Annotated in this window: 24 protein-coding genes; 22 read left to right on the top strand and 2 right to left on the bottom strand. The window is 34.4% G+C overall.

Annotated elements, in window-relative coordinates; translation table 11 throughout:
* The 5 genes from ATCC51562_RS04630 to ATCC51562_RS04610 form a co-directional block, all read left to right on the top strand.
* A partial coding sequence (locus tag ATCC51562_RS04630) for an Mbeg1-like protein (RefSeq protein WP_155242241.1) occupies positions 1–3,480 on the top strand: 3,480 nt, incomplete at its 5' end.
* A 24-nt stretch (positions 3,481–3,504) separates the two neighbouring features.
* Entirely contained in the window at positions 3,505–7,284 is a 3,780-nt protein-coding gene (locus ATCC51562_RS09695; RefSeq protein ID WP_021090845.1) for a hypothetical protein, read from the top strand.
* Positions 7,285–7,287: 3 nt separating this feature from the next.
* The gene (locus tag ATCC51562_RS04620; protein WP_021090606.1) at positions 7,288–8,640 is read left to right on the top strand and encodes a hypothetical protein; all 1,353 of its coding nucleotides are present in this window, start codon (positions 7,288–7,290) and stop codon (positions 8,638–8,640) included.
* A 396-nt stretch (positions 8,641–9,036) separates the two neighbouring features.
* Entirely contained in the window at positions 9,037–10,227 is a 1,191-nt protein-coding gene (locus ATCC51562_RS04615) for a NifS family cysteine desulfurase (RefSeq protein ID WP_021090692.1), read from the top strand.
* A 17-nt stretch (positions 10,228–10,244) separates the two neighbouring features.
* Positions 10,245–11,237, top strand: coding sequence for an iron-sulfur cluster assembly scaffold protein (locus tag ATCC51562_RS04610; protein WP_021090546.1), 993 nt, complete (start codon positions 10,245–10,247; stop codon positions 11,235–11,237).
* 30 nt (positions 11,238–11,267) lie between these two features.
* Here the strand turns inward: ATCC51562_RS04610 and miaA are convergent, their stop codons facing one another.
* Both miaA and ATCC51562_RS04600 read right to left on the bottom strand, forming a co-directional pair.
* Positions 11,268–12,143 carry a tRNA (adenosine(37)-N6)-dimethylallyltransferase MiaA gene (miaA, locus tag ATCC51562_RS04605; RefSeq protein WP_021091003.1) on the bottom strand — a complete coding sequence of 292 codons (876 nt, stop codon included), beginning with the start codon at positions 12,141–12,143 and terminating at the stop codon, positions 11,268–11,270.
* Between the two features lie 2 nt (positions 12,144–12,145).
* A complete protein-coding gene (locus ATCC51562_RS04600; protein WP_021090905.1) occupies positions 12,146–13,360 on the bottom strand; it encodes an FAD-dependent oxidoreductase in 1,215 nt (404 codons plus the stop codon).
* Positions 13,361–13,465: 105 nt separating this feature from the next.
* Between ATCC51562_RS04600 and mqnP the strand changes: the two genes are divergently transcribed.
* The 17 genes from mqnP to ATCC51562_RS04515 all read left to right on the top strand — a co-directional run bounded on the left by mqnP (position 13,466) and on the right by ATCC51562_RS04515 (position 25,487).
* On the top strand, positions 13,466–14,326 hold the full coding sequence (mqnP, locus tag ATCC51562_RS04595) for a menaquinone biosynthesis prenyltransferase MqnP (protein WP_080658729.1): 861 nt from the start codon (positions 13,466–13,468) through the stop codon (positions 14,324–14,326).
* Positions 14,323–14,844, top strand: a complete 522-nt coding sequence (locus ATCC51562_RS04590; protein WP_021091060.1) for a hypothetical protein — start codon at positions 14,323–14,325, stop codon at positions 14,842–14,844. Before mqnP ends, ATCC51562_RS04590 begins: the two co-directional genes overlap by 4 nt.
* A gap of 9 nt (positions 14,845–14,853) precedes the next feature.
* On the top strand, positions 14,854–15,360 hold the full coding sequence (locus tag ATCC51562_RS04585) for a DUF6115 domain-containing protein (RefSeq protein ID WP_021091068.1): 507 nt from the start codon (positions 14,854–14,856) through the stop codon (positions 15,358–15,360).
* 138 nt (positions 15,361–15,498) lie between these two features.
* Positions 15,499–16,467 (top strand): GTP 3',8-cyclase MoaA, encoded by a 969-nt coding sequence (gene moaA / locus ATCC51562_RS04580; protein WP_035167294.1) that lies wholly within the window; start codon positions 15,499–15,501, stop codon positions 16,465–16,467.
* The gene (locus tag ATCC51562_RS04575) at positions 16,467–17,222 is read left to right on the top strand and encodes a 7-carboxy-7-deazaguanine synthase QueE (RefSeq protein WP_021090525.1); all 756 of its coding nucleotides are present in this window, start codon (positions 16,467–16,469) and stop codon (positions 17,220–17,222) included. The genes moaA and ATCC51562_RS04575 overlap by 1 nt, the downstream gene beginning before the upstream one ends.
* Entirely contained in the window at positions 17,222–17,803 is a 582-nt protein-coding gene (locus ATCC51562_RS04570) for a 6-pyruvoyl trahydropterin synthase family protein (RefSeq protein ID WP_021090499.1), read from the top strand. Before ATCC51562_RS04575 ends, ATCC51562_RS04570 begins: the two co-directional genes overlap by 1 nt.
* Entirely contained in the window at positions 17,803–18,006 is a 204-nt protein-coding gene (locus ATCC51562_RS04565; protein ID WP_021090529.1) for a hypothetical protein, read from the top strand. The genes ATCC51562_RS04570 and ATCC51562_RS04565 overlap by 1 nt, the downstream gene beginning before the upstream one ends.
* Complete coding sequence (locus ATCC51562_RS04560; protein ID WP_035167292.1) at positions 18,003–18,404, top strand: hypothetical protein; 402 nt, start codon at positions 18,003–18,005, stop codon at positions 18,402–18,404. The genes ATCC51562_RS04565 and ATCC51562_RS04560 overlap by 4 nt, the downstream gene beginning before the upstream one ends.
* The gene (locus tag ATCC51562_RS04555) at positions 18,405–19,061 is read left to right on the top strand and encodes a 16S rRNA (uracil(1498)-N(3))-methyltransferase (RefSeq protein ID WP_021090952.1); all 657 of its coding nucleotides are present in this window, start codon (positions 18,405–18,407) and stop codon (positions 19,059–19,061) included.
* An 84-nt stretch (positions 19,062–19,145) separates the two neighbouring features.
* Positions 19,146–19,346: a 50S ribosomal protein L31 gene (gene rpmE / locus ATCC51562_RS04550; RefSeq protein WP_002942443.1), complete on the top strand. Its 201-nt coding sequence runs from the start codon at positions 19,146–19,148 to the stop codon at positions 19,344–19,346.
* Between the two features lie 3 nt (positions 19,347–19,349).
* The gene (gene rsmI / locus ATCC51562_RS04545; RefSeq protein ID WP_021090935.1) at positions 19,350–20,165 is read left to right on the top strand and encodes a 16S rRNA (cytidine(1402)-2'-O)-methyltransferase; all 816 of its coding nucleotides are present in this window, start codon (positions 19,350–19,352) and stop codon (positions 20,163–20,165) included.
* Positions 20,166–20,276: 111 nt separating this feature from the next.
* Positions 20,277–20,957, top strand: coding sequence for a 23S rRNA (guanosine(2251)-2'-O)-methyltransferase RlmB (gene rlmB / locus ATCC51562_RS04540; protein ID WP_035167290.1), 681 nt, complete (start codon positions 20,277–20,279; stop codon positions 20,955–20,957).
* Positions 20,950–21,891, top strand: coding sequence for a membrane protein (locus ATCC51562_RS04535; protein ID WP_021090762.1), 942 nt, complete (start codon positions 20,950–20,952; stop codon positions 21,889–21,891). The genes rlmB and ATCC51562_RS04535 overlap by 8 nt, the downstream gene beginning before the upstream one ends.
* Positions 21,885–22,667, top strand: coding sequence for a hypothetical protein (locus ATCC51562_RS04530; RefSeq protein ID WP_021090718.1), 783 nt, complete (start codon positions 21,885–21,887; stop codon positions 22,665–22,667). Before ATCC51562_RS04535 ends, ATCC51562_RS04530 begins: the two co-directional genes overlap by 7 nt.
* A gap of 9 nt (positions 22,668–22,676) precedes the next feature.
* Positions 22,677–23,885, top strand: coding sequence for an LL-diaminopimelate aminotransferase (locus tag ATCC51562_RS04525; protein WP_021090531.1), 1,209 nt, complete (start codon positions 22,677–22,679; stop codon positions 23,883–23,885).
* Positions 23,882–25,144 (top strand): homoserine dehydrogenase, encoded by a 1,263-nt coding sequence (locus ATCC51562_RS04520; protein ID WP_021091022.1) that lies wholly within the window; start codon positions 23,882–23,884, stop codon positions 25,142–25,144. Before ATCC51562_RS04525 ends, ATCC51562_RS04520 begins: the two co-directional genes overlap by 4 nt.
* A gap of 1 nt (position 25,145) precedes the next feature.
* The gene (locus ATCC51562_RS04515; protein WP_021090666.1) at positions 25,146–25,487 is read left to right on the top strand and encodes a YraN family protein; all 342 of its coding nucleotides are present in this window, start codon (positions 25,146–25,148) and stop codon (positions 25,485–25,487) included.
* Positions 25,488–25,541 lie beyond the last annotated feature (54 nt).

Raw genomic sequence — 25,541 nt, 5'->3', positions numbered from 1 at the left:
GCAAGTTATGCAATGCTTCATAATGTATTTGAGAATGAAAGAAATGGACTTGATGAGCTTTATGATAAATTTGGTAAAGATAATGTCCCTGAAAATATTGTAAATTCTTATAGAGAAGATGAAATAAAAAAGCCTATTTGGAGATATGCAGATGATGTTATCAAGGGTGACACAATAGAGGAGCTTTCTGAGAAAGCAAAAAACAATGGTAGGAATTTTGGTGATCCTACCGCTTATGCCCTTTGTATAGAAGCTAGATTTATGGCTGACAAAGTAGTTAAGAAGCCAGTTGGTAAAAATGGAGAAATAAAAGATATAAAAATAGATAACGATGTTAAAAATTTTATCTACTATGACAAAGACACAAAAGAGCAAAGATTACTTGTTGGAAAAGATGAAATTTATAAACTCTCTCCTCGCACAAAACTTTTTGTTAATCGCTATGAGCTAGTAAAGCACATACCTAATCAAAAATCAGGTTTTAGCTCAACTATATTTTATGACACTCTTAAGTCAAACTATATAATAGGTTTTAGAGGAACAGAGATGAAAATAAATGATCTCTTGGATGATGCCTTTATGGCTATCACATCAAGAGCACTTATGCAAATATCTGCCTTAAAATCACTTCAGTCCTCTATGCAAGAAGCTATAAATTCTCATAGTCAAAACTTAAGTAATTTAGATAACACCACCAAAGACATCATCCTATCAGGTCACTCATTAGGAGGTCATCTAGCTCAAATATATGCAGTAACTTTCAAAGATAGCGGAGTAAAAGAACTTTATACTTATAACGCTCCAGGAATTTATGGTGGTATATTAGCTTCAGCTTTTACTTGGAGCTTAAGGCTTCTTAGCTTTGTAGCCAAAGCCATAGCAAAAGGTGCAAGATGGATAGCAAGAGTCATAGACAAAGATGGCTTTATAGGAAAGATGGTAGGCTCAGTCTTTAATAAGATAAAAGGCATGTTTGGCTTTAAAGATGATAAGAGCAGTGTAGATGAATACGTAGATGTAGTTAAAAATAACGAACAAGCTCAAAAGACTCTTGCAGATAAAAAAGTAAGCTCTAATATAAATAAAGCTAGCAAAGAAAAAGATATAGACATAGAGATACATCACGTAGAGAGCGTTAAACAAAGTATCAATAGAGATGAAGATAGCTTTTCAAAAGATGTAGCTGTTTTGATAGAACCTACCTTTTCAGTAATATCTGATCTAGGTTATAAACTAGGCATAGATACAACTGGCGAAGTAAAGTATGAAAATACTGAGAATAGACACTTGGTGAATATATTGATTAGATCTCATTTTTTAAAAGAGAGCGTTTTGGTTTTATATATGTTGTGTTATCTCTTGGAAAACAAAGAAAATGAAGCCAAGATAGAAGGCAAAGATATAGCTGAAGCACTTGATTATCTAAATGAATATATCCAGTCGCTTAAATTTAAACTAAAATGCATAAGATCGAAGTTAAATTTGGATGTAAATATAGATGATATAAGCGATGCTTCTATGCTAGATACGCCTTTATATATTTTTTATGCTTATTTAAATCTCTTTTATGAATATGGCAAATTTAGTGATGAAAATTTTAAGCAAGATATGGTCGGGTATATAATAGAAAATTTAGGCAGCAACATAGATAAAAATAGCAACAAAGAAGCACATCTAGTAAAGATACTAGATATAGATGATCTAGATAAACTAGATGCGACAAAGATAGTAAGTGATGCTAGAGCTGGTGATATAGATATGCTAGTGGCTATTTGTGCTTTGAATTTATTTGTATTTGAAAAAAAGATAGATGTAAATGAGCTTGGTAAATACTTCTCTTATAGCAAAAACATCTATAAAAATATAACGATACTACGAGATAATAGAGTAGATATAGCAGAGGCTAGCATCTTCGTAAAAGATAGAATAGATATGCTAAAGAGCATAATAAATCTAAAATATGCGGATCTAGCAAAACTAAAAGAAAATGAAAATTTTTTAGCTAGCATAGACTCTAAGGATATAAGCTCTAGCGATGAAGCCATAGTAATAGCTAATAATAAATCCGCTCAAAATAATGATGATGTAGCTTACAACAATAAAGTAGCAACCGATGATATAAAAGCTCTTATGAATGAGAGCGTGGGAAGTATCTTTTATAAAAACAACGATACTCTTAGTGTAAGTGCAGTAGATAAAAGTATAGTCGATGTTGAGGTATTAAAGGAGATATTTAAGCTAGATAGTAAAAATATGAATCAAAGGATATATCTAAACTCTGCCCTTTTGTCTAAAGCCAATGAAGAGGAGGATTATCCACTTTATTTTAAAGACGAAAAATATAATAGTGATGAGAATATACCTCTAAATTTTACTCATCAGCCAAGAGATGAGGATAAAGATATAGGAAGGCTAAATGTTGCTTATAGAAATTCTCAAGCAAATATATTAAATTATTCACTATTAAATAAGAGTCTAAATATCGATCTAAAACCAATGAGCAAAAAGACTAAAGAGGCTCTTTCAAATTTAAATCAAAGGCAAAATTTACAAAAAGATAATCAATCTAAAGAAATTTCATCCACCGCGACTTCATGCCCTGTCATAGAGGATGACACTATCATTTGCCCACACGGTGGTCATGTGATCTTAAAAAGTAGGGCAGGCAGGAGCATAAGATCAGACGATCAAGGCGTGATACTCGATGTTGATTTTATAAACTCACCAATAGTAGGGTGCTCAGCTAGGATCCCATGTGTCATAGTGGCTTATGTACCAAGATCAGCACTTAGTCTAAAAAGCATGAATGATCACTACGCTGTAATGCAAGATCTAGTGCCAAACTGCCTAAGCAACACGGGCTCTTCGCTAAGGTGCATAAAAAAAGAGAATAAACTAAAACTAGAGCATAGTTTAAGTAATCCTATGTTTGAGAATAATAACCTTGCCGTACAAAATCCAAATTTAAATAAGCCATTGATCAGACTTCATATAAAAGCTTTTGCTTCTCAAATAGATAATCTTTTGGTAACTACATATTATCTATTTGATAAAAAATTTGAAGATAAAAATGGCTTTAGCAAGATCAAACTCAATTTAGACGAGGGAAGAGACGTAGAGGATAAGAATTTAAAGGCTCTTTTAGCGGATAATTATGATGATAAGCGTTATGACATCAAAGAATTTAAACTAAGATATGGAGTGGATAAGCTGAATTTGATATTTGTAGTTCCAAAGAATTTTAGCTCTCTTGATAAAGAGAACTACAAAAAGGCAAATAGCCCGGAAAGTGGGGTAGGCTTTTTTGCCAGTTTAGATGAATTTAATAGTTCTAATATAGAAAAGAATAGACATACTTACACTTATGTTTTTATGTCTCCAACTGGAGCTAAAAGTATAGAGCTTGAGATAGCTAAAGGGCTAGATAGTGGCTATACAAATGACATAAACACAACTAGCTTTGTAATGCTTGTTAGTTGATAAATTTAAAGAGAGGGATCGTTCTTGAGATTAGATAATACAAAAATTATTAGAAGTATAGAAGAACTACTTTTTGAGGTCGGCGTAAATGGAGAAGGATATAAAAATATAACCTTTTATTGCCGTGATTTAAACCATTTTTATAATACAAATATATTAAACGGAGATGCCTTATATAATAAGATATTTACAAGGCTATATGATCAAAAAAAGGCGGGTAAAAATGTTAGCATAAAGACTTATAAATATTTTGATAAGTTTAGTTTATTTAAGAATGAGCGTGGTTTTGAAAGAACTGATGAAATAAAAGTCGCAAACAGTAGTATGAAATTGGAGGTGCTTAGTCAAGAAAAGGATATCATTGAAGAGTTTACTAAAGAACTAGTAAATCTTGCAAATATTTTTAGAGAACAAGGCAATATGGTTAAAAATTTTGAAGAAGCATCTAGTGAACTAGTTAGCAACTATAAAAAAATAGATCGAAACATTAACTCCTTATTGGATAGGCTAAGGGATGAGCTAATAAAAAAAGCAACCATAATATTAAATCATGAAAATTTTGATAAAGAAGAAGAGAGTATAGAAGCAATCAAAGACGGTTTTGAGGAAATCAAAGAGAACCTTAAAAAGGCTTCAGAGGATGGCAAGATTTATATGGCAAAAGAGATAGTTAAATTCTTTTTTAGTCTTATTGATATAACTGATTTAAGGGCTACATTTAAGCCACTAACACTACTGCTTGCCGTGCCAGATGCACTTTCTGCCACTAAAAATATAGGTGAATTTCTTCAAAAAAGAGGATTTTATGCCTTTTCTAGTCCGGTTATGAGCTTACTAGCTACTAAGTTTGGTTTTACATTAGGGTTATTAAATACAGTATCGTTTAACAATATTCTGGTTTTTACAAATGATGATCAAAATAGTGGGGCATTTATAGATTTTTCAGGGTTTGATATAACAGCCACTAAGACGAAAAGTAATTACGATGAGTATATTGGAATTTGCTCTAATTTTTCATTAGAGGGTGATGAAAAAAGCCTATTTGAAGCAAAGATAAGCAAATATGAAAATATAGATAAAAAAAATAATATATCAATATGTAAAAATGATAAGGATAATGCTGAAGAGAGTCTGCTTAAGAGGATAGAAGAGTGTGTGATAGCAAATAGAGCAAATTTTGTCTATATGCAGTACCCATTTTTCAATTCTTTAAAATTTGCGAATCTTTTAAGGGATAAATCCTTAACTACCAAGGACGATACTCACAATACAAATAACAGTAGCGGTACCTCTAAAAACTATCTCATTATTTCAAATGCCCCTATGAGAGAAAATGCAAAACTAAATGAGCACCTTTTGCAAAACGTATTAAACTATAAGATAATGGACAGCCTAAATAGGGTGGATAACAAGAAAGTGACTGACCCTAAGCAGCTAAAAGCCACGAAAGACTATAGTCAGTACTCCATACAAGTAGATGCTCAAAATGATGAAGACCTATATTTATTAAGTCTAAGCCCATTTACAAGGGTTAGCAGAGAGAAAATCAAGAAATTTGAAAGTTATATTTCAGACAATTTTATATTTAACAAACCAATGGGTAAAGAAATTTTTAATGGCTCGGAACGTTTCATTAAATTTACGCAAGCCAATACCTATTTAAGTCATATAGATAAGTACTTTAAAAATGCCAAAGACATGGAAGAGATAATTAAAAGAGAAGAAGAATTTTTAGAGGCAAACATAGAGGAATTCAAAATCTTCTTTTTAAATTTGAATTCAAATACGGAACAAGATCGTATTATTTATGCTTTAGGTAAGCCAACTTCAATACCAATCGATGATAGAGGCATGATGCAATTATTGTCAGAGGAGTCTAATGGCGCATTTATAATAGAAACAGAATACTATTATCCAGCCACAAAAGTATTCTTATTAGTGATGGGATATTTTATATTAAGACAAATATTTGATAATTCCTTAATCAGACCAGAGTCTTATCTTGGGAGTGAGGCCATAAATTTATATGGCGAAACATTTCTAGTTTTATCCAAAAACACCTATTATCTAAAAGAAGATGAAACAAAAATACCCATATATTTCTTTAAAAAAGAAAAAGAGGCGAAAGCAGGACAAAAGGATGCCATCTGCATAGAGGAGATAGTGGACTCAATAGAAAAAAGTCATGTGGCTGATGACGATCATATATTAGATGATGATACATATAGTGAGTTAAAAAAGATACTTGAAGAACTAACAACTCTAGACATATATGATATGAGCGATGAGAAATTTGCAAGTAAATTCAAAAAAGAAAATTCTTTAAGTGACGAAGAATATAAAGAACTTGAAAAGAAACTTAGTAATCCTAATAATATAGATACGAGTAGTATAGAGGATGAGAAATTTAAAAAATATATAAAGCAGATAAATGACGATGAGTATAAGGATATGATAGATTTTTCATTAAAGTCTATAATGAACGATATATTATCCGATATATTTCCATTTTATGGTTTTTTTATAGATAAATGCGGTGAGACTGTATGGAAAAGCGTCATAAGGACAATGTTTTATGTAGGCAAAGACGCTACTCCTCTTAATGTTGCCAAAGGTATATTTATGGCAACAGGTGGAGAGCTTAGATTGGCCACGCTAATAAAAGAAAAGCCTATTTTTAAGTTAATTAGTGCAAGTGATAAAAAAAATTTTAACCTTCTAAGTAGACGTGAATTTTTTAGGATGCAAAAGCTAATAAGCAATGATTACCTTTTTTCATATTTTGATCGAAAGGCAAAAGCAAAAGGTAGAGATCAACTAAAACATCAAGAAAAATTAGCAAAAGACTATAAAGATATCACAAAAAAACTTATAACATTAAGAATAGGTACAGAATTTGTAAAAAATGCTGGAAAGGCAACAGTATCTAATATAACAAGAGCTGGACTTAAATTTTTAGTAGATAGTGCCTATAGCTCATCTTACGAACACCAAAAAAGATCTTATGAACTAATACTTCATAAGTATTTCACAAATAAATTTGATGAAACTTATGCTGTTAAGAATATATCTTATGAACCTTATTCAAATAAAACAAGTGAATATACCTACTATCCTATAGAGATATACTCATCTTTTATAAATATAGATCTAAAAAGAACTATCATAGGAGGAAGACTATCTAGCGGAGGACTAGACTATCATAACTTCTTCTATTATGATATAAATACCACTACAAACAAACTAGACTCTAACCTATCTAAAGATATAAGTCTAGATACTATGATATCTTATCTATGCCTAGATGAGCTAAGAACAGATAATAAAACTGATGAAGAGTTCTTTAACAACCTAAACAAAAGAAACAAGAAACTAGCATATACACCAAAAGAGCTTATGCTACAAGGGGTTAAAAGAGAAATAGATATAAGCCCATCAAACTCAATAGATATAAAACAAAGAGAGGAAATTTATGATATGTATAAAAAATCTGCATCTGAAAATAAAAGTGCCAATGCAACTTTTGGTATACCAATAGACAAATACAACGAAGCTATGGAGATACTAGAAGACTTTAAAAATGGAAATTTAAACACTAATGGATCAGAAGTGGATAATAAATCAAGAAGACTACTAAAAGCACTAGATGTAATAGGCAACAACAATGTAAAGGGTATGTATGTGGGGTGTAGAGATAACTATAGTAACGGTAAATTTAACATTTCTAAACCCACAATCCCTCCTCGCCTAGTAGGTCGTTTAGCCACCACAATAGTAATGGAAGATGGTCTTTACATAGGATAATACATGAAGAAGATTATATTTGCAGCTTTAGCTGTCTTAGTAATAGCTATATCACTAATAGCAGTAAGTAAAAGAATGAACAAAGGAAATTTAATGGATAACAATAATACATATATGGTTATAGCTCCAAATGGAGACAAGATAGAATTTGACAAAAAAACAAATTTAATTGCTTCAAAAAATATTGCAAATGATGAAGCTTACCTAAAAGAAAAATCCCAAATGCTCCTTGACTCCCGCTCCATCCTAGACTCATCTCCATATAAAAACTATAAACCACTATACTATAACCCTAAACCAAACTCTTTAGGTCAAACAGACTATCTATCATTTAAACCATGGCTAGATATTAGCTATAAACCAAGCTCAACTAAACTATCACCTTGGACTAAATCAGAAAAAGCCTACTATGAAAGCTTAAAAGACAAGAGAGATAGATATATCTATCTAGTAAAAAGAAGTAATCTAAAATGCACTATGATAGATATTCCTGAAGATGCAATAGCTAGAGTAGATAACAAAGGCAAACTAACTAAACCTGAATATGCTGAAATTTATGATGAAGTAGATAGAAATAAAAATACATTAAAATCAGAACTCTTTATAGGAGAGTGGAATTTATGTGCTGGCATATTAGGCAATCCATCGGCATTTGGTACCGGTGGTTCAGCGGGATTTAAAGCCAGAGATTTTCAAAAAGCATTTTTAGCAGCACAGCTGGGAGTAGTAGAAGCATTAAACTACCTGGCGGACTCTTTTAAATACTATACTTATGGTATGGGGGTAAATAAAAATTTAGATACCTACACGAAAATTCTTAAACTATATAAAAACCCTCCACTAGATGAATATGGCATGATGCCTTATCTAGATGAAATAGTAGGTAATTACTTTGTGATGGATTTTAATAGAGATAATTTAGCGGTTATACCAAATGGAGGTTTTTATACTGGCTTAAGAGAGATAGTAGAGGAAAAAGGTGAACTTCTTGATCCTAGAGACCTAGATGCTAATGAGACTACAAGAAATGAATTTGATAACTTTATAAAGAAAGTTCTAGATGACAATAAAGAGGATTTTAAAGGAGGGTTTCCTGCGGAGTGGGATGAAAGAAGACTATCTCTTTACATTGACTCCACCATTCTAGAATCTAAGATAATGTCTCTAACTCCACCTGAGGGCTATCCTAATGCACCATACTATAATACTCCAGAAGAGCTAACAAGACTATATGAAGCTGGTAAATTAGACAAAAAGCTAAATCCACTAACACCAGTAATGTATAGAGAAAGTTTTCCTGAAGATCTTAGAGCTAAGATACTAAGCTATGCCAAAGAGCATAATATAAAGGATTAAAGAATAAATTTAATATCTATGGCTCCAAACGGAGCCAAATATAAATAAAAGACATAGGCATCTCTATGATAACCGGCCTAATATAACTTTATAAAACCTCATATGAAAAACTAGAAGAAAACTATAAAGAGATAATGTATGTAAGCAATATATTTATCGTACTATTAACTTAAAAAAATAAATTAATTTTAAGAGATAATTAGACCTTTTTATAAGAAAAATCGCAAATAGCGTTCTATACAAATTTTGATAAAGAATTTCAATATATTTTAATATCAAAATGAGCTGAATTTTGAAAAAATTAAAGCATATTTTTAAACTTGCTTTTAACTTTTTTGTTATAATATCCCAACAAAAATAAAAAGGATATTTTTTATCCTAATTAAGGTTTTAAATTTGAGAGTATATTTAGACAATAACGCTACAACAATGGTTGATCCTGAAGCTTTTGAGCTTATGAAACCATATTTTTGTGAAAAATACGGCAATCCAAATTCACTTCATAAATTTGGCTCTGAAACACATCCAGCTTTAAGAACAGCGCTAGATCAACTCTACACCGGACTAAACGCAAAAGATAGCGATGACATCGTCGTTACCTCATGTGCAACTGAGAGCAACAACTGGGTAGTAAAAGGCATCTACTTTGACAAAATAGCAACTGGCGAGAAAAAGCGTATCGTAACAACCGCAGTTGAGCATCCAGCTATTTTGGCGACTTGTAAATTTTTAGAAAAATATGGCGTAGAGCTTACTGTTTTAGATGTAAATAATGATGGTATAGTCACGCCAGAACAGCTAAGAGCTGTAATGGATGAGAATGTAGCACTTGTTTCTATAATGAGTGCAAATAACGAAACTGGCATGATCTTTCCTATAAAAAAGCTTGCTAGTATCGCTCATGAATATGGGGCTTTATTCCACACGGATGCTGTTCAAGCAGTTGGAAAGATAAAGATAAATGTTCAAGACCTTGACGTTGATTTTTTAAGCTTTTCTGCGCATAAATTTCACGGACCAAAGGGTGTTGGAGCACTATTTATAAAAAATAGTATGCCACTAAGTAGCTTACTTCACGGCGGCGAGCACATGGGTGGACGCAGAAGTGGCACGCTCGATGTTCCTGGCATCATCGGCATGGGTAAAGCACTTGAACTGGCAAATAAATTTATGGATTATGAGCACTCTCATGTTCGCCGTTTACGTGATAAGCTTGAAGATGCAATTTTACAAATTCCTGACGTTAGCGTTGTAGGAAAAAAAGAACAACGTGTGCCAAATACCATTTTGGCTTCTATAAAAGGCGTTGAAGGCGAAGCTATGCTTTGGGATCTAAACAAAGCTGGCATCGCAGCTTCAACTGGCTCAGCATGTGCAAGTGAAACATTAGAGAGTAACCCAATAATGGAGGCCATAGGGGCAGATAAAGAGCTGGCTCATACCGCACTTAGATTATCTCTTTCTAGATTTAATACAGAAGAAGAGATTGATTATGCGATCGAGCATATAACAAAAGCAGTAAATAGACTAAGAGGTATCTCTAGTACATTTGCCTACGCCCCAGAATGGCATAAGAGCGGATTATAAAATTTAAAGGAAATAACATGGCAAAGAATAATTTGATCGGAGGCTCTATCTGGGATGAGTATTCTAAGGTAGTGCAAGACAGGATGAATAATCCTAAATTTATGGGAGAGATAACCGAAGAAGATGCTAAAAAGGCAAACGCAAAGCTTATTGTGGCTGACTTTGGTGCAGAAAGCTGCGGTGATGCGGTTAGGCTATACTGGCTTGTTGATGAAAAGACAGACAAAATAATAGATGCTAAATTTAAAAGCTTTGGCTGTGGCACAGCGATAGCTAGCTCTGATACGATGGCCGAGCTTTGTATCGGCAAAACGGTCGATGAAGCAGTCAAGATCACAAATCTTGATGTAGAAAAGGCTATGCGCGACAATCCAGATACGCCAGCAGTTCCACCTCAAAAGATGCACTGCTCAGTTATGGCGTATGACGTTATCAAAGCAGCAGCTGCAAGCTATAAAGGCATAGACCCAGAGCATTTTGAAGATGAGATTATCGTATGTGAATGTGCTAGGGTAAGCCTTGGTACGATTAAAGAAGTGATAAGACTAAATGATCTTCACACGGTTGAGGAAATCACGCAATACACCAAAGCTGGCGCATTTTGCAAGTCTTGCGTAAAGCCTGGTGGCCATGAAAAAAGAGAATATTATTTGGTAGATATTTTGCGTGATACTAGGGCTGAAATGGAGCGTGAGAAGATCGAAGCTCAGGCAAATGCCCAAGCAAATCACACTTTAGGTGACATTAGCTTTGAAAATATGACGATGGTAGGGCAGTTAAAAGCAGTAGAGTCTGTCATAGATAAAGAAATTCGCCCAATGCTTGAGATGGATGGCGGAAATTTAGAAATTTTAGATATCAGAAATGATAACGGAGAAAATACTGATATTTATATCCGCTATCTTGGTGCTTGCTCAGGCTGTGCAAGTGGCTCAACTGGCACTCTTTATGCGATTGAAAATGTCTTGCAAGAGAGCTTAAGCCCAAAAATTAGGGTTATGCCTATTTGATTTTATTGACTAGCCCTTGTGGGCTAGTTTTTATTCTCTTAAAAATTTTAAAATTTCACTTCTAATTTGATCTAAATCACCCACAAATTTTTTTTCAAACTGTGAGCGATTAAAGGTTCGCTGACGTTTTGCTAACTGAGCCGTGTGCGTAGCTATGAGCTCTTCAAGCTCGTTTTGAGAAATTTCTTTATCTAAAAATTGCTTGCACTCTTTTAAACCTATTGATTTTAGTGGTTTTGGCTCACTTTTATATTTATCAAATAAAAATTTTGCCTCATCTATGAGCCCAGCTTCAAGCATGCCTTTTGTTCTCTTTTTGATACGTTCTCTAAGCTCATCTTTATCCCATAAAATTTCAAAGATCGCTAGCTCGTTTATGATGCTCTCTTTTGTATTTTTTCTCAGCCAAATGCTTGGAATTTGGCTACTAAATTTATAAATTTGATACCACTTTTCGAGGCGATAAGAGTCGTTTTGGCTAAATTTACTTGCAAACTCAGGATCGATTTTTGCAGCTAAATCGTAAATTTCTTCATTGCTTAAATTTAGCTCACATTTTGGCACATCTGGTGCAAGTCCGCTAAGCATTGATTTTAGATAAAAGCCACTGCCTCCTGTAATGATGAGCGGGCAGTCTTGTGAGCGCGCAAAATTCTTTGCATTTTTATAAATTTCAAAAAATGCCCCAACGCTAAATTCTTCATCAGGATAAATTTCATCTACACCAAAGTGCTTTATGGCTTCAAGCTGCTCTTTATTTGGCTTTGCGCTGGCGATATCTATCTCTTTATAAAGTGCAAGCGAATCAAGGCTTAAGATGACGCCATTAAGCTCCTTTGCAAGCTCAAATGCAAGATCGCTCTTGCCACTTGCTGTGGTGCCAATTATTGCAAATTCTTTAAACAAATCTAGCCCTCATAAAACGAGCTAAAGAGCAAAATTTCATCATTTTCCTCGTTATTTTTGCCATCTTTTATAAGACTTGCCAAAACGCCAGCAAAATACGGAGCAAAGCTAAGCTCATTTAGCCCATAAGCTTGGCTATAGATCAAGTTACCATATATGTTATCGCGTCCAAGAGCCGGCTTGTCGTTTGAGCTAAGAAGTACGTAGTTTGCCCTAAAGCTAGGCTCTTTTAGCTCGCTTATACCAAGATGTATCTTTAGTTCATTTAAAAAAGCATTAATCTTTTCAGTTTTAACAAGCGTATCGATAGCGCCGACTTGCAAATTTGTAATAATCGTAATGCCATTTTTAGTTGGATAAATTTTGGCAAATAAATCATTTAAAATGATCGGTTTTTTAGGGATTTGTCCTTCATTCAGACTAAGATCAATGGTGTAAAATTTAGCCAAAATCGCATTTAAGCTCGTACCTAGCTTATTTGAAAGCTCTAAATTTTTTGAAGCGATCACAAAGCTATCAGCCTCATATTCGCCGTTATTACCAATAGCTTTTTGCACTATTTGCCCTTGCGTTTTTAGCTCATAAATTTCATCATTTATAAATTTTACCCCAAGAGAATTTAGCTCATTTATCAAAGCTTTTTTTAGCTCATTTGTATCAATACTTGCGTTGTTGGCTAAATTTATAGCGCCTTTTATGTTTTTATTTATTAGCCCAAAATTTGCAAGCTCTTTATCTACGCTTAAAATTTCTTGCTCGCTATGGGCAACTTTTATCTCATCAAGCCTTTTTTTAAAGCTTTCGTCATTGCTAAAAAGTAGATAAACGCCGCTCTCATCGAAATTTATCTGCGGATATTTGTTGTTTAAATCTCTTAAAAATTCAAAGCTTTTCTTACCAAATTTTGAAAACAAAATTTGCATCTTTTTATCATGAGCTTTGGTTGATTTAAGTGTAAAATTTGTCATCCAAGCTCTAAAATTTTCATTTAAGCAAATACTTATATCAAGCTCGCTTTTTTTGCTAACTAGCCCCATAAACGAGCTAGATATCGCTCCATCTTTTGCAAGAGCGTGTGTGCCAAAAGGCGTTAAAATTCCATTTGTAAAATCATCTTTTTGGCTGCTAATAATTAAAATTTCTTCACCCTTTTTAGCTAATTCGTAAGCCGTAAACAACGCACTAAAACTATCTCCAATAATCGCTACTTTGCCCATAATAACCCTTTGTTTTAAATTAATCTTGTAATGATAATATAAATTCAAATTTAAAGCAAAATGGTGTAAAATCAACCATTTTTAAAGAAAATGGAAATTTATCAAATGATAGAAAAATTAAAAGTTATTGCTGAACTTATCGTTTTTAAGCATTCTGTTTTTGCTTTGCCTTTTATTTTTGTTGCTATGATAGTTGCTAGTAAGATAGAAAGTGGCTCGGCTTGGTTTGGCTTAAAACTGCTTATTTTAGGTACTTTTTGCGCTGTTAGTGCTAGAAATTTTGCTATGGCTTTTAATAGATATAAAGACGAAGATATTGATAAGCTAAATCCGCGAACTGCAAGCCGTCCAAGTGTTGATGGCCGTATCGGTAGGAGCAATATGCAGCTTTTTATTGCGGCAAATGCGTTTATTTTTATCGTATGTGCTTATTTTATAAATTCGCTCGCATTTTGGCTAAGTTTTCCTATTTTAGCTGTTCTTGGTGGATATTCGCTGTTTAAACGCTTTAGTGAGCTAGCACACCTAGTGCTTGGCCTTAGCCTTGGTCTTGCTCCCATAGCTGGCGTGGTCGCAGTGAGCGCTGCTATACCGCTTTGGAGCGTATTACTTTGTCTTGGTGTGACATTTTGGGTAGCTGGATTTGACTTGCTTTACTCACTTCAAGATATGAAATTTGACAAAGAAAATAAACTCTTTAGCATACCAGCTATTTACGGCGACAAGGCTACGCTTTTTTTATCGGCTATTTTTCACGCTTTAGCTTTTATATTTTGGCTACTTTTTGCTTGGGCAGCTGGGCTTGGAGCGATGGCATTTTTTGGAATTTTAGTAAGTGGCGTTATTTTATTTTTTGAGCATAGGATCGTAAGATGCGACTTTAGCAAGATAGATAGAGCATTTTTTACATTAAATGGCTATTTGGGAATTTTATTTTTTATCTTTGTTTGGATTAGCGTATTATGAGCGAGATTAAGCTGTTTAAAGCACCTCTTGATATGGAATTTGAGTCTGATAAAGATGGGAGCGAGAAATTTAAAAGAGAGTTTGACTCCATCTTGCCGGGTGAAGAGGACGCGCTTGGGGCTTGGCTAAAACGAGCTAAATCACGTGGCGAAACCAAAGAGAGCGATCAAGTTTTATTAACTTTGCTGATTGAGCTTCACAGAAAAGTTGATGCGCTGAGTGATTATATTAAAAATGAACATAAGCAATATTTGCCACTAAAAGAGAGAGCGAGTATTGAAGAAATCGGCTTTACACACATCAAAATAAGTGAAGAAAAATTTATAAAAGATGAAATTTACTACGCAAGGATTGCTATGCCTATCTTTCCAAAGAGAAATTTGAGTCTTTATTTAAGAGCTATTAGTGAAAATTTAGCAAAGATAGAAAATATGCACGAAGAGGATGAAGCCGACTGGAACGCTTACGTAACAGCCAGAGAGCGTGTAATGATAAGAGAAATGAGAGCGAATTCGTAAAGGAAAAATATGGAAATTTATATTTTTTTAGGCTTTGGTATCGTTTTGGCGATAATAGTAGCTTTAATGTTGATAAAAGATAGTGAGACAAATAAAAAATTTGCGAGATTTGAGCGAGCGATAGAAAGCGTTATGCAAGAAAATTTCAATCTAAAAAAGCAAATTTCAATGCTTGAAGGCGAGGCATTTAAAAATAGTGAACAATATGAGCCACTTAAAAAACAGATAAAAGAAAATATTGATTTGCAAATAAATGAGAAGATTGTGCCAATAATTCGTGCGATTAAGAGCATTGAGCGAGTAATTGATGATTTTGCGACAGAGCAAAAAGATAGAATTGTTAGTCTTGAAGAGAGAACAAGAGATATTAATAAAATCGCACCAAGTGTCATCAATGAAGAAGAGCAAATTTTAAAAATGTTTAAAGACGGAAAAAGCGCAGCGATGATCGCAAAGGACCTTCATGTTGGAATGGGGCGAGTCGAGTTTGTGCTTAAATTTCATAAATTAGCCTAAATTTACAGGCTAATTTTAAAAAGACTAATCTACTCTTAAACTACAAAAATTGGCTTAAATTTTTATTTTGATTTAAATCTTTTAACATATAATTGAAAAAATTATAAAAAGCTCTAACCAAGCTTAAGAAGGTGCTTTATGCTAGTTGATAAATATGGTCGGGTTGTTGATTATTTAAGGATTTCTGTAACTCAGCGTTGCAACTTTAGGTGTAGGTATTGTATGCCTACAACGCCATTTAGCTGGACGCCAAGAGAGAATTTATTAACCTTTGAAGAGCTATTTTTATTTGTAAAAGTGGCTATCGATGAAGGTATAAAAAAGATAAGAATCACTGGTGGTGAACCGCTTGTACGTAAGGATTTGGACGTTTTTATAAAGATGATAAGTGATTATAATCCAGACATCGATCTAGCGCTTACTACAAATGGTTATATGCTTTCACACTTTGCCAAAAGGCTAAAAGACGCTGGACTAAAGCGCATAAATATGTCGCTTGATACATTAAATGAGCAAAAGGCTAAATTTATAGCACAAAAAAGCGTCTTGCACGAAGTTTTAGCTGGCTTTGAAGCGGCTCATGATGCTGGATTAAAGGTAAAAATCAATACTGTCGCACTAAAAGGTGTAAATGATGATGAGCTTATAAATTTGCTAGAGTTTGCTAAATTTAGAGATTCTCAGATCAGATTTATTGAGTATATGGAAAATTCACACGCAAAAGATGATCTAAAAGGGCTAAGTAGCGATGAAATTTTAAAAATCATTTCACAAAAATATAATGTCACAAAAGATGGAAAACTACCAAATGCGCCTGCGTCTATTTATAGACTTGATGATGGTTATAAATTTGGTATCATAGATCCACACAAGCACGACTTTTGCGAGAGTTGCAACCGTATCAGGCTAAGTGCTGAAGGACTTTTGATACCTTGCCTTTACTTTGAAGAAGCACTAAGTATCAAAAAAGCAGTTGAAAAAGGTGATATCGTAGCTGCAAGTGAAATTTTAAGGCAAGTACTAGCAAACAAACCAAAAGAGAACAAATGGGCGATAGGTGCTAGCAATGAAACCTCTTCGCGTGCCTTTTATCAAACTGGTGGTTGATGAGCAAAGAGCTAGAGCTAGTTGAAGCGTTTTTAAGTATCCAAGGCGAGGGGGCTTACCAAGGCAGACTCGCCATATTTTTACGCTTTTTAGGTTGCAACCTAAACTGCTCTGGCTTTGGCGTGCAAACAAAGTCTTTAAAAACTGGCGAAAGCTTACTAGGATGTGATAGTATAAGGGCTGTTTTTAAAGGGCATTTTAATTATAAAGTTTACAGTGTAGATGAAATTTTAGGCATAGTTGATAACCTATGCAAAGGCTTAATGCAAAAACCGATCATTGTTTTGACCGGTGGTGAACCGCTCATCTGGCATGAAAATGAAAATTTTATAAATTTGGTAAAGAAATTGCTTGAAGATTATGAAGTACATTTTGAGACAAATGGCACTATCTTCATTAATTTTACTAAATATGAAATTTATAAAAAATGCCATTTTACACTTGGTGTAAAGCTAGCAAATAGCGGAGTTAATGAACAAAAACGTATAAATTTAGATGCTATTTTGGCTATTAAAAATAATGCAAGAAGTAGCTTTTTAAAATTTGTCCTCTCGCACTTTGACAAAAGCGAGTTGGACGAGATTATAAATATAAAAAATCAAGTTGATTTGCCAGTTTGGTGTATGGCAATAGGGGCGAATAAAGCTGAGCTTAACGAAAATGCTTTAAAAACAGCAGAATTTGCCATAAAGCATGGATTTAACTACTCAGAGCGTATCCACATCAGGCTTTGGAGCGATAAAGAAGGTGTTTGATGATTATTAGAAAGCTTTTTAGATTTGAAAATGCACATATTGTGAGATTTTGTAGCTCAAAGCGTTGTAGGACTAGCATCCACGGGCACAGCTATGTGGCTGAAATTTTACTTAGCTCAAATTTTCTTGATAACGCCGGCATGGTCTATGATTTTGGTTTAATGAAGCAAAACATAAAAACGATCATTGATAGTTTTGATCACGCTACGACAATATTTTCAGGCGATAATGATGAGTATAAAAATGATCTAAAAAAGCACTCGGCAAGATGGATCGAGATCCCGCTAAATCCAAGTGCAGAGCAGTTTTGCCGCATATTTTTTGTTATGATAGAGCGGCTACTTGAGCTTAGCGTGATGAACAACGGTGAGCGTGAAGTGAAGCTTCATAGCATTATCGTGCATGAGACTGATACTGGCTATGCACAGTGCTTTAAAGAGGACGCCATAAATGCGCAAATGGGCGAGATAAGGCTAGATGAGATCAAATTTTCAGATGCTATCATAGAAGAGTGGGAAGATAAAAATTTATTCGAGAAGATGAAAAATAGGTTAAAAATAGAAATTCCAAAGGATGTTTGATGAAAAAAATTATAACTTCTTTTTTATTTATAGCTGGTCTATTTGTGGGTTGTGGAGATAAAGATGAGGCTAAAAATGATATTAGCGAGCCAGTACCGAGTGACGTGACCATAGCCCAACCAGACGCAAATGTCACAATCGATGAACAACTCCCACCTGAGCCAGTCGTTGAAGAGAACGAGCCTTCTAAAGATAAGAAATGAACGAACATCTCTCCTCACTTTTTGCATATACTTTGCCTTTTCATGTGATATTTTTTTATGCACTAGTTGCCTGTAATATGCTTTATTTAATACTTACTCAGTTTGGTAGTAATAGTAAAAACTATGTGCTTCGTATAAGATATTTTTTACCGATTTATCATATGCTACTTAGTTTTCTTGTGCTAACTGGGCTTATTTTATGGGCGTATTATGGATATGAGCTTAAATTTAATGCTATAAAAATGTTAATTATCTTAATAATTTTAATCGCACTTAGTGCCATAGGTTTTAAAAGGCTAAAAATTTATGCAGTTAATGGTGACTTAGAAAAATTTAAAAAATTCGCCCTTATTAAGGGATTTTGTGATCTTGTTTTAGTTGTAGTTGCAGGGATTTAGATGAAATTTTTATATGATAAAAATGCAGGTAATGAAAGCTTAAAGATAGTAAATGAAGCTTTTTTGCACCTAAAAGCTAGAAGAATGCAAGCTGGTGAGCGAATAAGTGTTAGAAATTTACGAGACTTTAAAGAGTATATTTATGAAATTGATGAGATTGATAGGCGAAGTGCGAGCTTAAGTCTTGTCTTTGCTAGCTCAAATGGAGAGCAAAAATTCGACTTTACGATCGCTTGGGCTATCGTCGATCCAAAGACGATAGAAAAGACATTACCATTTTTAAACGAACTTGGGGTTGGTAAAATAGCTTTTGTCTATACTAAATTTTCTCAGGCAAATTTTAAGATAGATATCGAGAGGCTAAACTATATAAATGCACTATCTTGCGAGCAGTGCGGACGAACATCGCTAATGGAGTTTGAAATTTATAAAAATTTGGACGAGCTAATGAGCGTTTATAAAAATGTCTCAGCTATAAATTTTGGTGGTAAAAGCTTAAATGAAAAAAAAGATGATGAGCTTTTAATAATCGGTCCAGAGGGTGGATTTAGCGAGGATGAGACGGCTAAATTTAAAAATAGCTACTGCCTAAATACTAAAAATATTTTAAAATCACAGACTGCGGTTATCTCAGTAGCGGCAAAATTCCTAGCTTAATTTATTTGATTTTTAGATTTCTTTTTATATAATCAGCAACTTTTAATGTAGATAATTAGCCCAAAAATAATAAAGGAAAAAATGATGAAAAAAGATATCCATCCAGAATACGTAGATTGCACTGTAACTTGTGCTTGCGGAAACACTTTTAAAACAAAGTCAAACAAAAGCGAGATCAGAATTGACATTTGCGACAAGTGCCACCCATTTTTTACAGGCAGCGAAAAGATAGTTGACAGTGCCGGCCGTGTTGAGAAATTTAAGAAAAAATACGCTCAAAAATAAGCCTTGCTCTACTTTGTTCCTACTCCAATAGGAAATTTAGAAGATATCTCGCTTCGTGCGATCAAAATTTTGCGTGAATGCGAGATAGCTATCTGCGAAGATACAAGAGTTTGCAAAAGTCTTGTAAATCTGCTAAACGAACGCTTTGACGCAAATATAAATATCTCAAATTTTATCCCGCTTCATACTCATAACGAAGATGACTTTTTCACAAATTTAAGTGATAATTTTTTTAGCAGAAATGTAGCCTACATGAGCGATGCTGGTATGCCAGGTATCAGCGATCCAGGTGTTAGCCTAGTAAGATATGCTCAAAAAAATAACATTGAATATGAAATTTTAAGCGGAGCAAATGCTGTACTTTTAAGTGTGGTCGCAAGTGGACTTTGTGATAAGGAATTTGTCTTTTTAGGATTTTTGCCGAATACTGGCAGAGATAGGTCTTTGGCTATCCAAAATGCTCTAAATTTAGCCTATCCAGCCGTTATTTACGAAAGCCCAAAACGCATACTAGGCTTAGCACAAAGCATCGCAAATCTAGAACCTGAGAGAGAAATTTTTGCCATAAAAGAGGCCACTAAAAAATTTGAGAGTAAGTTTAAAGATAGTGCTAAAAATTTAGTCCAAATTTTAGAAAAAGCAAATTTAAACGGCGAATGGGCGGTTGTCATCTCAAAAAGTGATAAAACATCCACTCAAAATATCACAAAAGATGAGATACTTTCGCTTGATCTTGCTCCAAAAGTAAAAGCAAAATTGCTTAACAAAATAACTGGAGAAGATGTAAAAAAGATATATGATGAGCTTACGAAAGCTTAAAATATAGGCTATAAAACTACTAAGCGACATTGAAACGAAAGTGTAAAATTTACTCTAGTTACATACAAAAATAAGTTAAATTTTAATTGACTTTAGCTACCATAAGTTACCATGATAATATACGGAAAACAACTATTTTTACATATTTTGAACAAGCGACCACAGATATTAGAAGAGATATATCTCTCAAAAGAGTGTGACAAAAAACTTTTCTCTAAAATTTGTGGCACAGGCAAAAAAATTATTCGTGTGGATAATCAAAAAGCACAGTCTTTAGCTCGTGGTGGAAACCATCAAGGTTTTTTAGCGAATGTTAGTGAATTTGAATTTTCAGACATTACTGAGCTTAAAAAGCTAAATTTTATCGCTATTCTTTATGGTATAAGCGATGTTGGCAATATTGGTGCTATCGCTAGAAGTGCCTATGCTCTAGGCTGCGAGGGTCTTGTGATAGTGGCAAAAAGTATAAATATGCAAGGTGTTTTAAGATCAAGTAGTGGTGCTGCTTATGAGATACCAATAGCGATTTTTGAAGACGGGCTTAGTTTGCTAAATGAACTAAAGCAATTTGGTTTTAAAATTTATGCAACAGCAAGTAATGGAAAAAACGTAAAAGAGATGAAGTTTGCCGGTAAAAGAGCTTTGGTGATGGGCTCAGAGGGCGAAGGCATACCGCAAAAGGCTCTAGTAAAGTGTGATGAGTGTATTGGTATAAAGTTAAAAGAGGGCTGGGACTCCTTAAATGTAAGTGCAGCTTTTGCAATAATTTGTGACAGGATGATAGATGAATGAATTAGAGAATTTAAAAGAGATAGGTATAAAGGAAATTTCACGTAAAACGCATATTGAGCCTACATTTTTACAATATATTTTTGATAAAAATTTTGAAAAATTATCACGTTTAAACATTAGAGGTTATGCCAAAATTTTACAACGTGAATATAATGTTGATTTGAGCGAGTTACTAGCTGAATATGATGTCTTTATGCAAGAAAACACTCCTGATGAGAGCCACAAAACTAAAGTTACTCCAAAAATTTCTTCTTACACTCCAAAAGATATTACCATACAAAGACAAAGCGGTAGTGGCGGCGTTGGATTTTTATTTTGGCTCATCATTTTAGCTATTATCGCTGGTGGGGCATATCATTTTGATGCTTACAAATATATCGAGAATTTTTTATCGTTTTTAAATGACGAGAATAAAAGCGTGAGCTATTCGCAGTCAAGCATAGTAAATGAGGTGAAGAAAAATATCATCGATACAAATATCACCATCTCTCAAAATAGCCCTAAAATAGAAGCAAACATATCAAGCGTAAAAATTTCAGCTCCAGTTGAGCAAAATGTGACAACAAGCCCTGCGAACATGGAACAAAACGCTGTAAAGCCAAGCATGGCAGCTCAGCCAGCTCCTAAGATAGAGCAAAACATTACAAAGCCACTAAATGAGGCGGTCATTACACCAAAACAACGTGTTTGGATAGGGATAATTAATCTTGAAAATGGTCAAAAAGTATCAAACGACACAAGTAAAAGCATAAATATAAATTTAGACCAAAGACAGCTCGTAGTTTGTGGAAATGGCAACATTGAGCTAAAGATCGGCGATAAGGTGACAAAATATAATCCAAGCCGTCCAGCTAGATTTTTAGTAGAAAATGGAGAGATGAAATTTGTGAGCTATGATGAGTTTGTAGAACTTAACAAGGGCAAATCTTGGTAAGAAAAATAGCGATTTTCACCGCTTTTAGTGTATTTGCCTATGCTTTTAGCTTACAAACTAGTGCAAGTGCTTTAAGCAATGTTGAAAATGTGCAAATTTCTTTAGAAAATTTAGACCAAAATGGCTCACTCAATGTCAATGAGCTAGTATTAAGATTAAAACAAAGCTCAAGTTACGATAGCATTTCATTTGGTTCAAATAGTTTGAATTTAAAATTTATAAGCGAGCAAAAGGTTCCTTCTGCATTATTTGTAAAATCAATAAATTCAACTCTGGATGATGCCAACATAAGTATCTCAAGGATAAATTCCTTAAAAAATGGAGATCAAATTTCTTATGGAATTTCGGCCATAAAAAATGGTGGAATAGATCCAAGTTTATTAAGCTTAGCACTTAGTCAAAGCGGTTTTAAAATTTTAGGATTTGATAGAGTTGATGGGAATTTAGAAATATTTTTAGATGCTCAGAATATGATTCTTAAGGCTGCAAAGGTAAATTTTGACGAAGAGACACCACTTTTAAAAAGCGGTGGTACTTATTTTGTTGATGTTGAGGGTGCAAGTAGTCTGGATATCGCGTCAAAAGAGTCAAATAGATGGATGCCACTTGTTAGGATTTATGATAAAAATTTAAATCAGATTGACTCTATAAAAGAGGAGCAAACAAAAACTACCGTTTCTATAAATTTAGTAATAGGTGCAAAATACGCATTAATTAGAGACAATGTTGATATAAATAATATAAAAAATGAGATAATTATCAAGCTTATAAAATAGGAGTAAGCAGTGTTTGATGAGATAAGATTTAATACGATTGAGCGTTTGCCAAACTACGTTTTTGCCGAAGTAAATGCAATAAAAATGGCTGCACGAAGAGCTGGCGAGGACATCATCGACTTTTCTATGGGTAATCCTGAGGGCAGAACACCACAGCACATCGTCGATAAACTATGCGAAAGCGCGCAAAAGGACAAGACTCACGGCTACTCAGCCAGTGCTGGAATTTACAAGCTCCGCCTTGCCATTTGCAACTGGTACAAAAGAAAATACGGCGTAAATTTAGACCCAGATACCGAAGCAGTCGCTACGATGGGTAGCAAAGAGGGCTTTGTTCACCTAGCTCAAGCCGTGATAAACCCAGGCGATGTGGCTATCGTGCCTGATCCTGCTTATCCGATACACACACAAGCGTTTTTATTTGCTGGAGGAAGTGTCGCAAAGATGCCACTTCACTATAATGATAAATTTGAGTTAGATGAGAATAAATTTTTTGAAAATTTAATCCAGACGATACATGCAAGCTCGCCAAAGCCAAAATACGTAGTCGTAAATTTCCCGCACAATCCAACGACTGTGACTGTGCAAAAGAGCTTTTACGAGCGCCTTGTAAGCATCGCAAAACAAGAGAGATTTTACGTCATATCTGACATCGCCTACGCTGATCTTACATTTGATGGCTACAAAACGCCAAGTATCTTTGAGGTCGATGGTGCAAAAGACGTTGCAGTCGAGTGCTATACACTTTCAAAAAGCTACAATATGGCTGGCTGGAGAGTTGGCTTTATGTGCGGAAATAAAAGACTTTGTGCAGCACTTAAAAAGATAAAATCATGGGTTGATTATGGCATGTTTACGCCGATACAGGTGGCTGCTACCGTTGCACTTGATGGCGATCAAAGCTGCGTTGAAGAGATACGCCAAATTTATGAAAAAAGAAGAGATGTGATGATAGAGGCCTTTGCTCAGGCTGGTTGGGAGCTTAAAAAGCCAAGCTCTAGTATGTTTATCTGGGCGAAACTTCCACCAAAAGTTAGCCATCTGGGCAGCCTTGAGTTTTCAAAACAGCTTCTTACAAAGGCGTCAGTCGCAGTTAGTCCTGGTATTGGTTTTGGCGAGGGCGGAAACGACTATGTGCGTCTAGCTCTTATCGAAAATGAAAATAGAATAAGACAAGCAGCAAGAAATATAAAAAAATATTTTAAAGAATTTGAATGAATGTAGCGATATTGGGCGTTGGAACCGTTGGCGAGTCAGTTGCTAAAATTTTACTAAAAAATAAAAAGCTAATCGCAGCAAGAAGTGGCGAGGAGATCGTACCAGTCGTTGGAGTGGTCAGAAATTTAAATAAAAAAAGAGATGCTGGTATCCCTTTGACTGACGATATAAATAGCGTTATAAACCGCGATGATATCGATGTTTTTGTTGAGCTTATGGGTGGTGTGGAAGAGCCTTTTAGGGTTGTGAGTGAAATTTTAAAGCGAAAAAAAGCAGTCGTGACCGCAAACAAAGCACTTCTGGCCTATCACAGATATGCTTTGCAAAATTTAGCCAAAAACACGCCATTTGGCTTTGAAGCAAGCGTGGCTGGTGGCGTACCGATCATTAGAGCCTTAAGAGAAGGCTTAAGCGCAAACCACATCGTTAGTATAAATGGCATACTAAACGGAACTAGTAACTTTATCCTAACCTCGATGATGGACGAGGGCTCAAATTTTAAAGACGCACTTAAAAAGGCGCAAGAGCTCGGATACGCTGAGGCTGATCCTACTTTTGATGTGGGTGGCTTTGATACGGCTCATAAGCTTCTTATACTGGCAAGCATCGCATACGGTGTACACGGCGATCCAGAGGATATTTTGATCGAAGGAATACAAGGTATCACACCTGAAGATATATTTTTCGCAAAAGATTTCGAATACTCAATAAAACTTCTAGCAATTGCCAAAAAAAGTGAGGGTAAAATCGAGCTACGCGTACATCCAGCGCTTGTACCACAAAATAAAATGATAGCAAAGGCAAGTGGTGTGACAAATGCGATCAGTGTCGTTGGCGAGGTCGTTGGCGAAACGATGTACTATGGTCCTGGAGCTGGTGGCGACGCAACGGCAAGCGCGGTGATCAGCGATCTTATCGACATTGCAAGAGATAGTAAGTCACCAATGCTTGGATATAAAGCACCTTTTGAATTAAATACGCTTGAGCTACTTGACAGCGACAGGATAAAGACGAAGTACTACTTTAGGCTAAAAGTCGAAGATAAAATGGGTGTGCTAGCAAAGATTACAAATTTGATGAGCGAAAATAACTTATCGATCGATAGCATACTTCAAAAACCAAAAGATGAGAGCGAATTTGCGGTATTGTTCTTTACGACACATACGAGTCTTGAGGCTGATGTAAGAAGGACAATTGAAATTTTAAAAGAGCAAGAGTATATAAAAGAAGAGCCATTTATGATGAGGATCGAGGAGTAGCTTGGGACTAAAAGAGTATCTCTTTGGCAAAATCTCAGAAGATAGGGCGTGTGATTTTTTACAAAAGCTTGGTTTTGTCATTTTAGAGAGAAATTTTCACTCTAAATTTGGCGAGATCGACATCATTGCACTAAGTAGTGATAAAATTTTACACTTTATAGAGGTAAAAGCAACTAGCGGAGAATATGAAGTAGAATACCGATTAAATAAGACAAAATATATAAAAATTTTAAAAACTATAAATTTTTATATGATGAAAAATGAGCCAAATAGAGATTTCCAAGTCGATTTACTCGTTATAAAAAATGAAAATTTAGAACTGATAGAAAATATTAGTTTATAATAAAATTTATTATTTAGATAAAATTTAAATTTAATTTGTATAATTGCCACATTT

The organism is Campylobacter concisus ATCC 51562, assembly GCF_000466745.1.
In the GTDB taxonomy this organism is placed as follows: Bacteria; Campylobacterota; Campylobacteria; order Campylobacterales; family Campylobacteraceae; genus Campylobacter_A; species Campylobacter_A concisus_B.
Note: the sequence above shows the minus strand (reverse complement) of the source record. Positions and strands in the feature narration are given on the sequence as shown.

Coding starts and splice junctions, on each gene's coding strand:
- ATCC51562_RS04620 (WP_021090606.1), top strand. CDS start 7,288: ATGAAGAAGATTATATTTGCAGCTTTAGCTGTCTTAGTAATAGCTATA.
- ATCC51562_RS04610 (WP_021090546.1), top strand. CDS start 10,245: ATGGCAAAGAATAATTTGATCGGAGGCTCTATCTGGGATGAGTATTCT.
- ATCC51562_RS04600 (WP_021090905.1), bottom strand. CDS start 13,360: ATGGGCAAAGTAGCGATTATTGGAGATAGTTTTAGTGCGTTGTTTACG.
- mqnP (WP_080658729.1), top strand. CDS start 13,466: ATGATAGAAAAATTAAAAGTTATTGCTGAACTTATCGTTTTTAAGCAT.
- ATCC51562_RS04590 (WP_021091060.1), top strand. CDS start 14,323: ATGAGCGAGATTAAGCTGTTTAAAGCACCTCTTGATATGGAATTTGAG.
- ATCC51562_RS04585 (WP_021091068.1), top strand. CDS start 14,854: ATGGAAATTTATATTTTTTTAGGCTTTGGTATCGTTTTGGCGATAATA.
- moaA (WP_035167294.1), top strand. CDS start 15,499: ATGCTAGTTGATAAATATGGTCGGGTTGTTGATTATTTAAGGATTTCT.
- ATCC51562_RS04575 (WP_021090525.1), top strand. CDS start 16,467: ATGAGCAAAGAGCTAGAGCTAGTTGAAGCGTTTTTAAGTATCCAAGGC.
- ATCC51562_RS04570 (WP_021090499.1), top strand. CDS start 17,222: ATGATTATTAGAAAGCTTTTTAGATTTGAAAATGCACATATTGTGAGA.
- ATCC51562_RS04565 (WP_021090529.1), top strand. CDS start 17,803: ATGAAAAAAATTATAACTTCTTTTTTATTTATAGCTGGTCTATTTGTG.
- ATCC51562_RS04560 (WP_035167292.1), top strand. CDS start 18,003: ATGAACGAACATCTCTCCTCACTTTTTGCATATACTTTGCCTTTTCAT.
- ATCC51562_RS04555 (WP_021090952.1), top strand. CDS start 18,405: ATGAAATTTTTATATGATAAAAATGCAGGTAATGAAAGCTTAAAGATA.
- rpmE (WP_002942443.1), top strand. CDS start 19,146: ATGAAAAAAGATATCCATCCAGAATACGTAGATTGCACTGTAACTTGT.
- rlmB (WP_035167290.1), top strand. CDS start 20,277: ATGATAATATACGGAAAACAACTATTTTTACATATTTTGAACAAGCGA.
- ATCC51562_RS04535 (WP_021090762.1), top strand. CDS start 20,950: ATGAATGAATTAGAGAATTTAAAAGAGATAGGTATAAAGGAAATTTCA.
- ATCC51562_RS04520 (WP_021091022.1), top strand. CDS start 23,882: ATGAATGTAGCGATATTGGGCGTTGGAACCGTTGGCGAGTCAGTTGCT.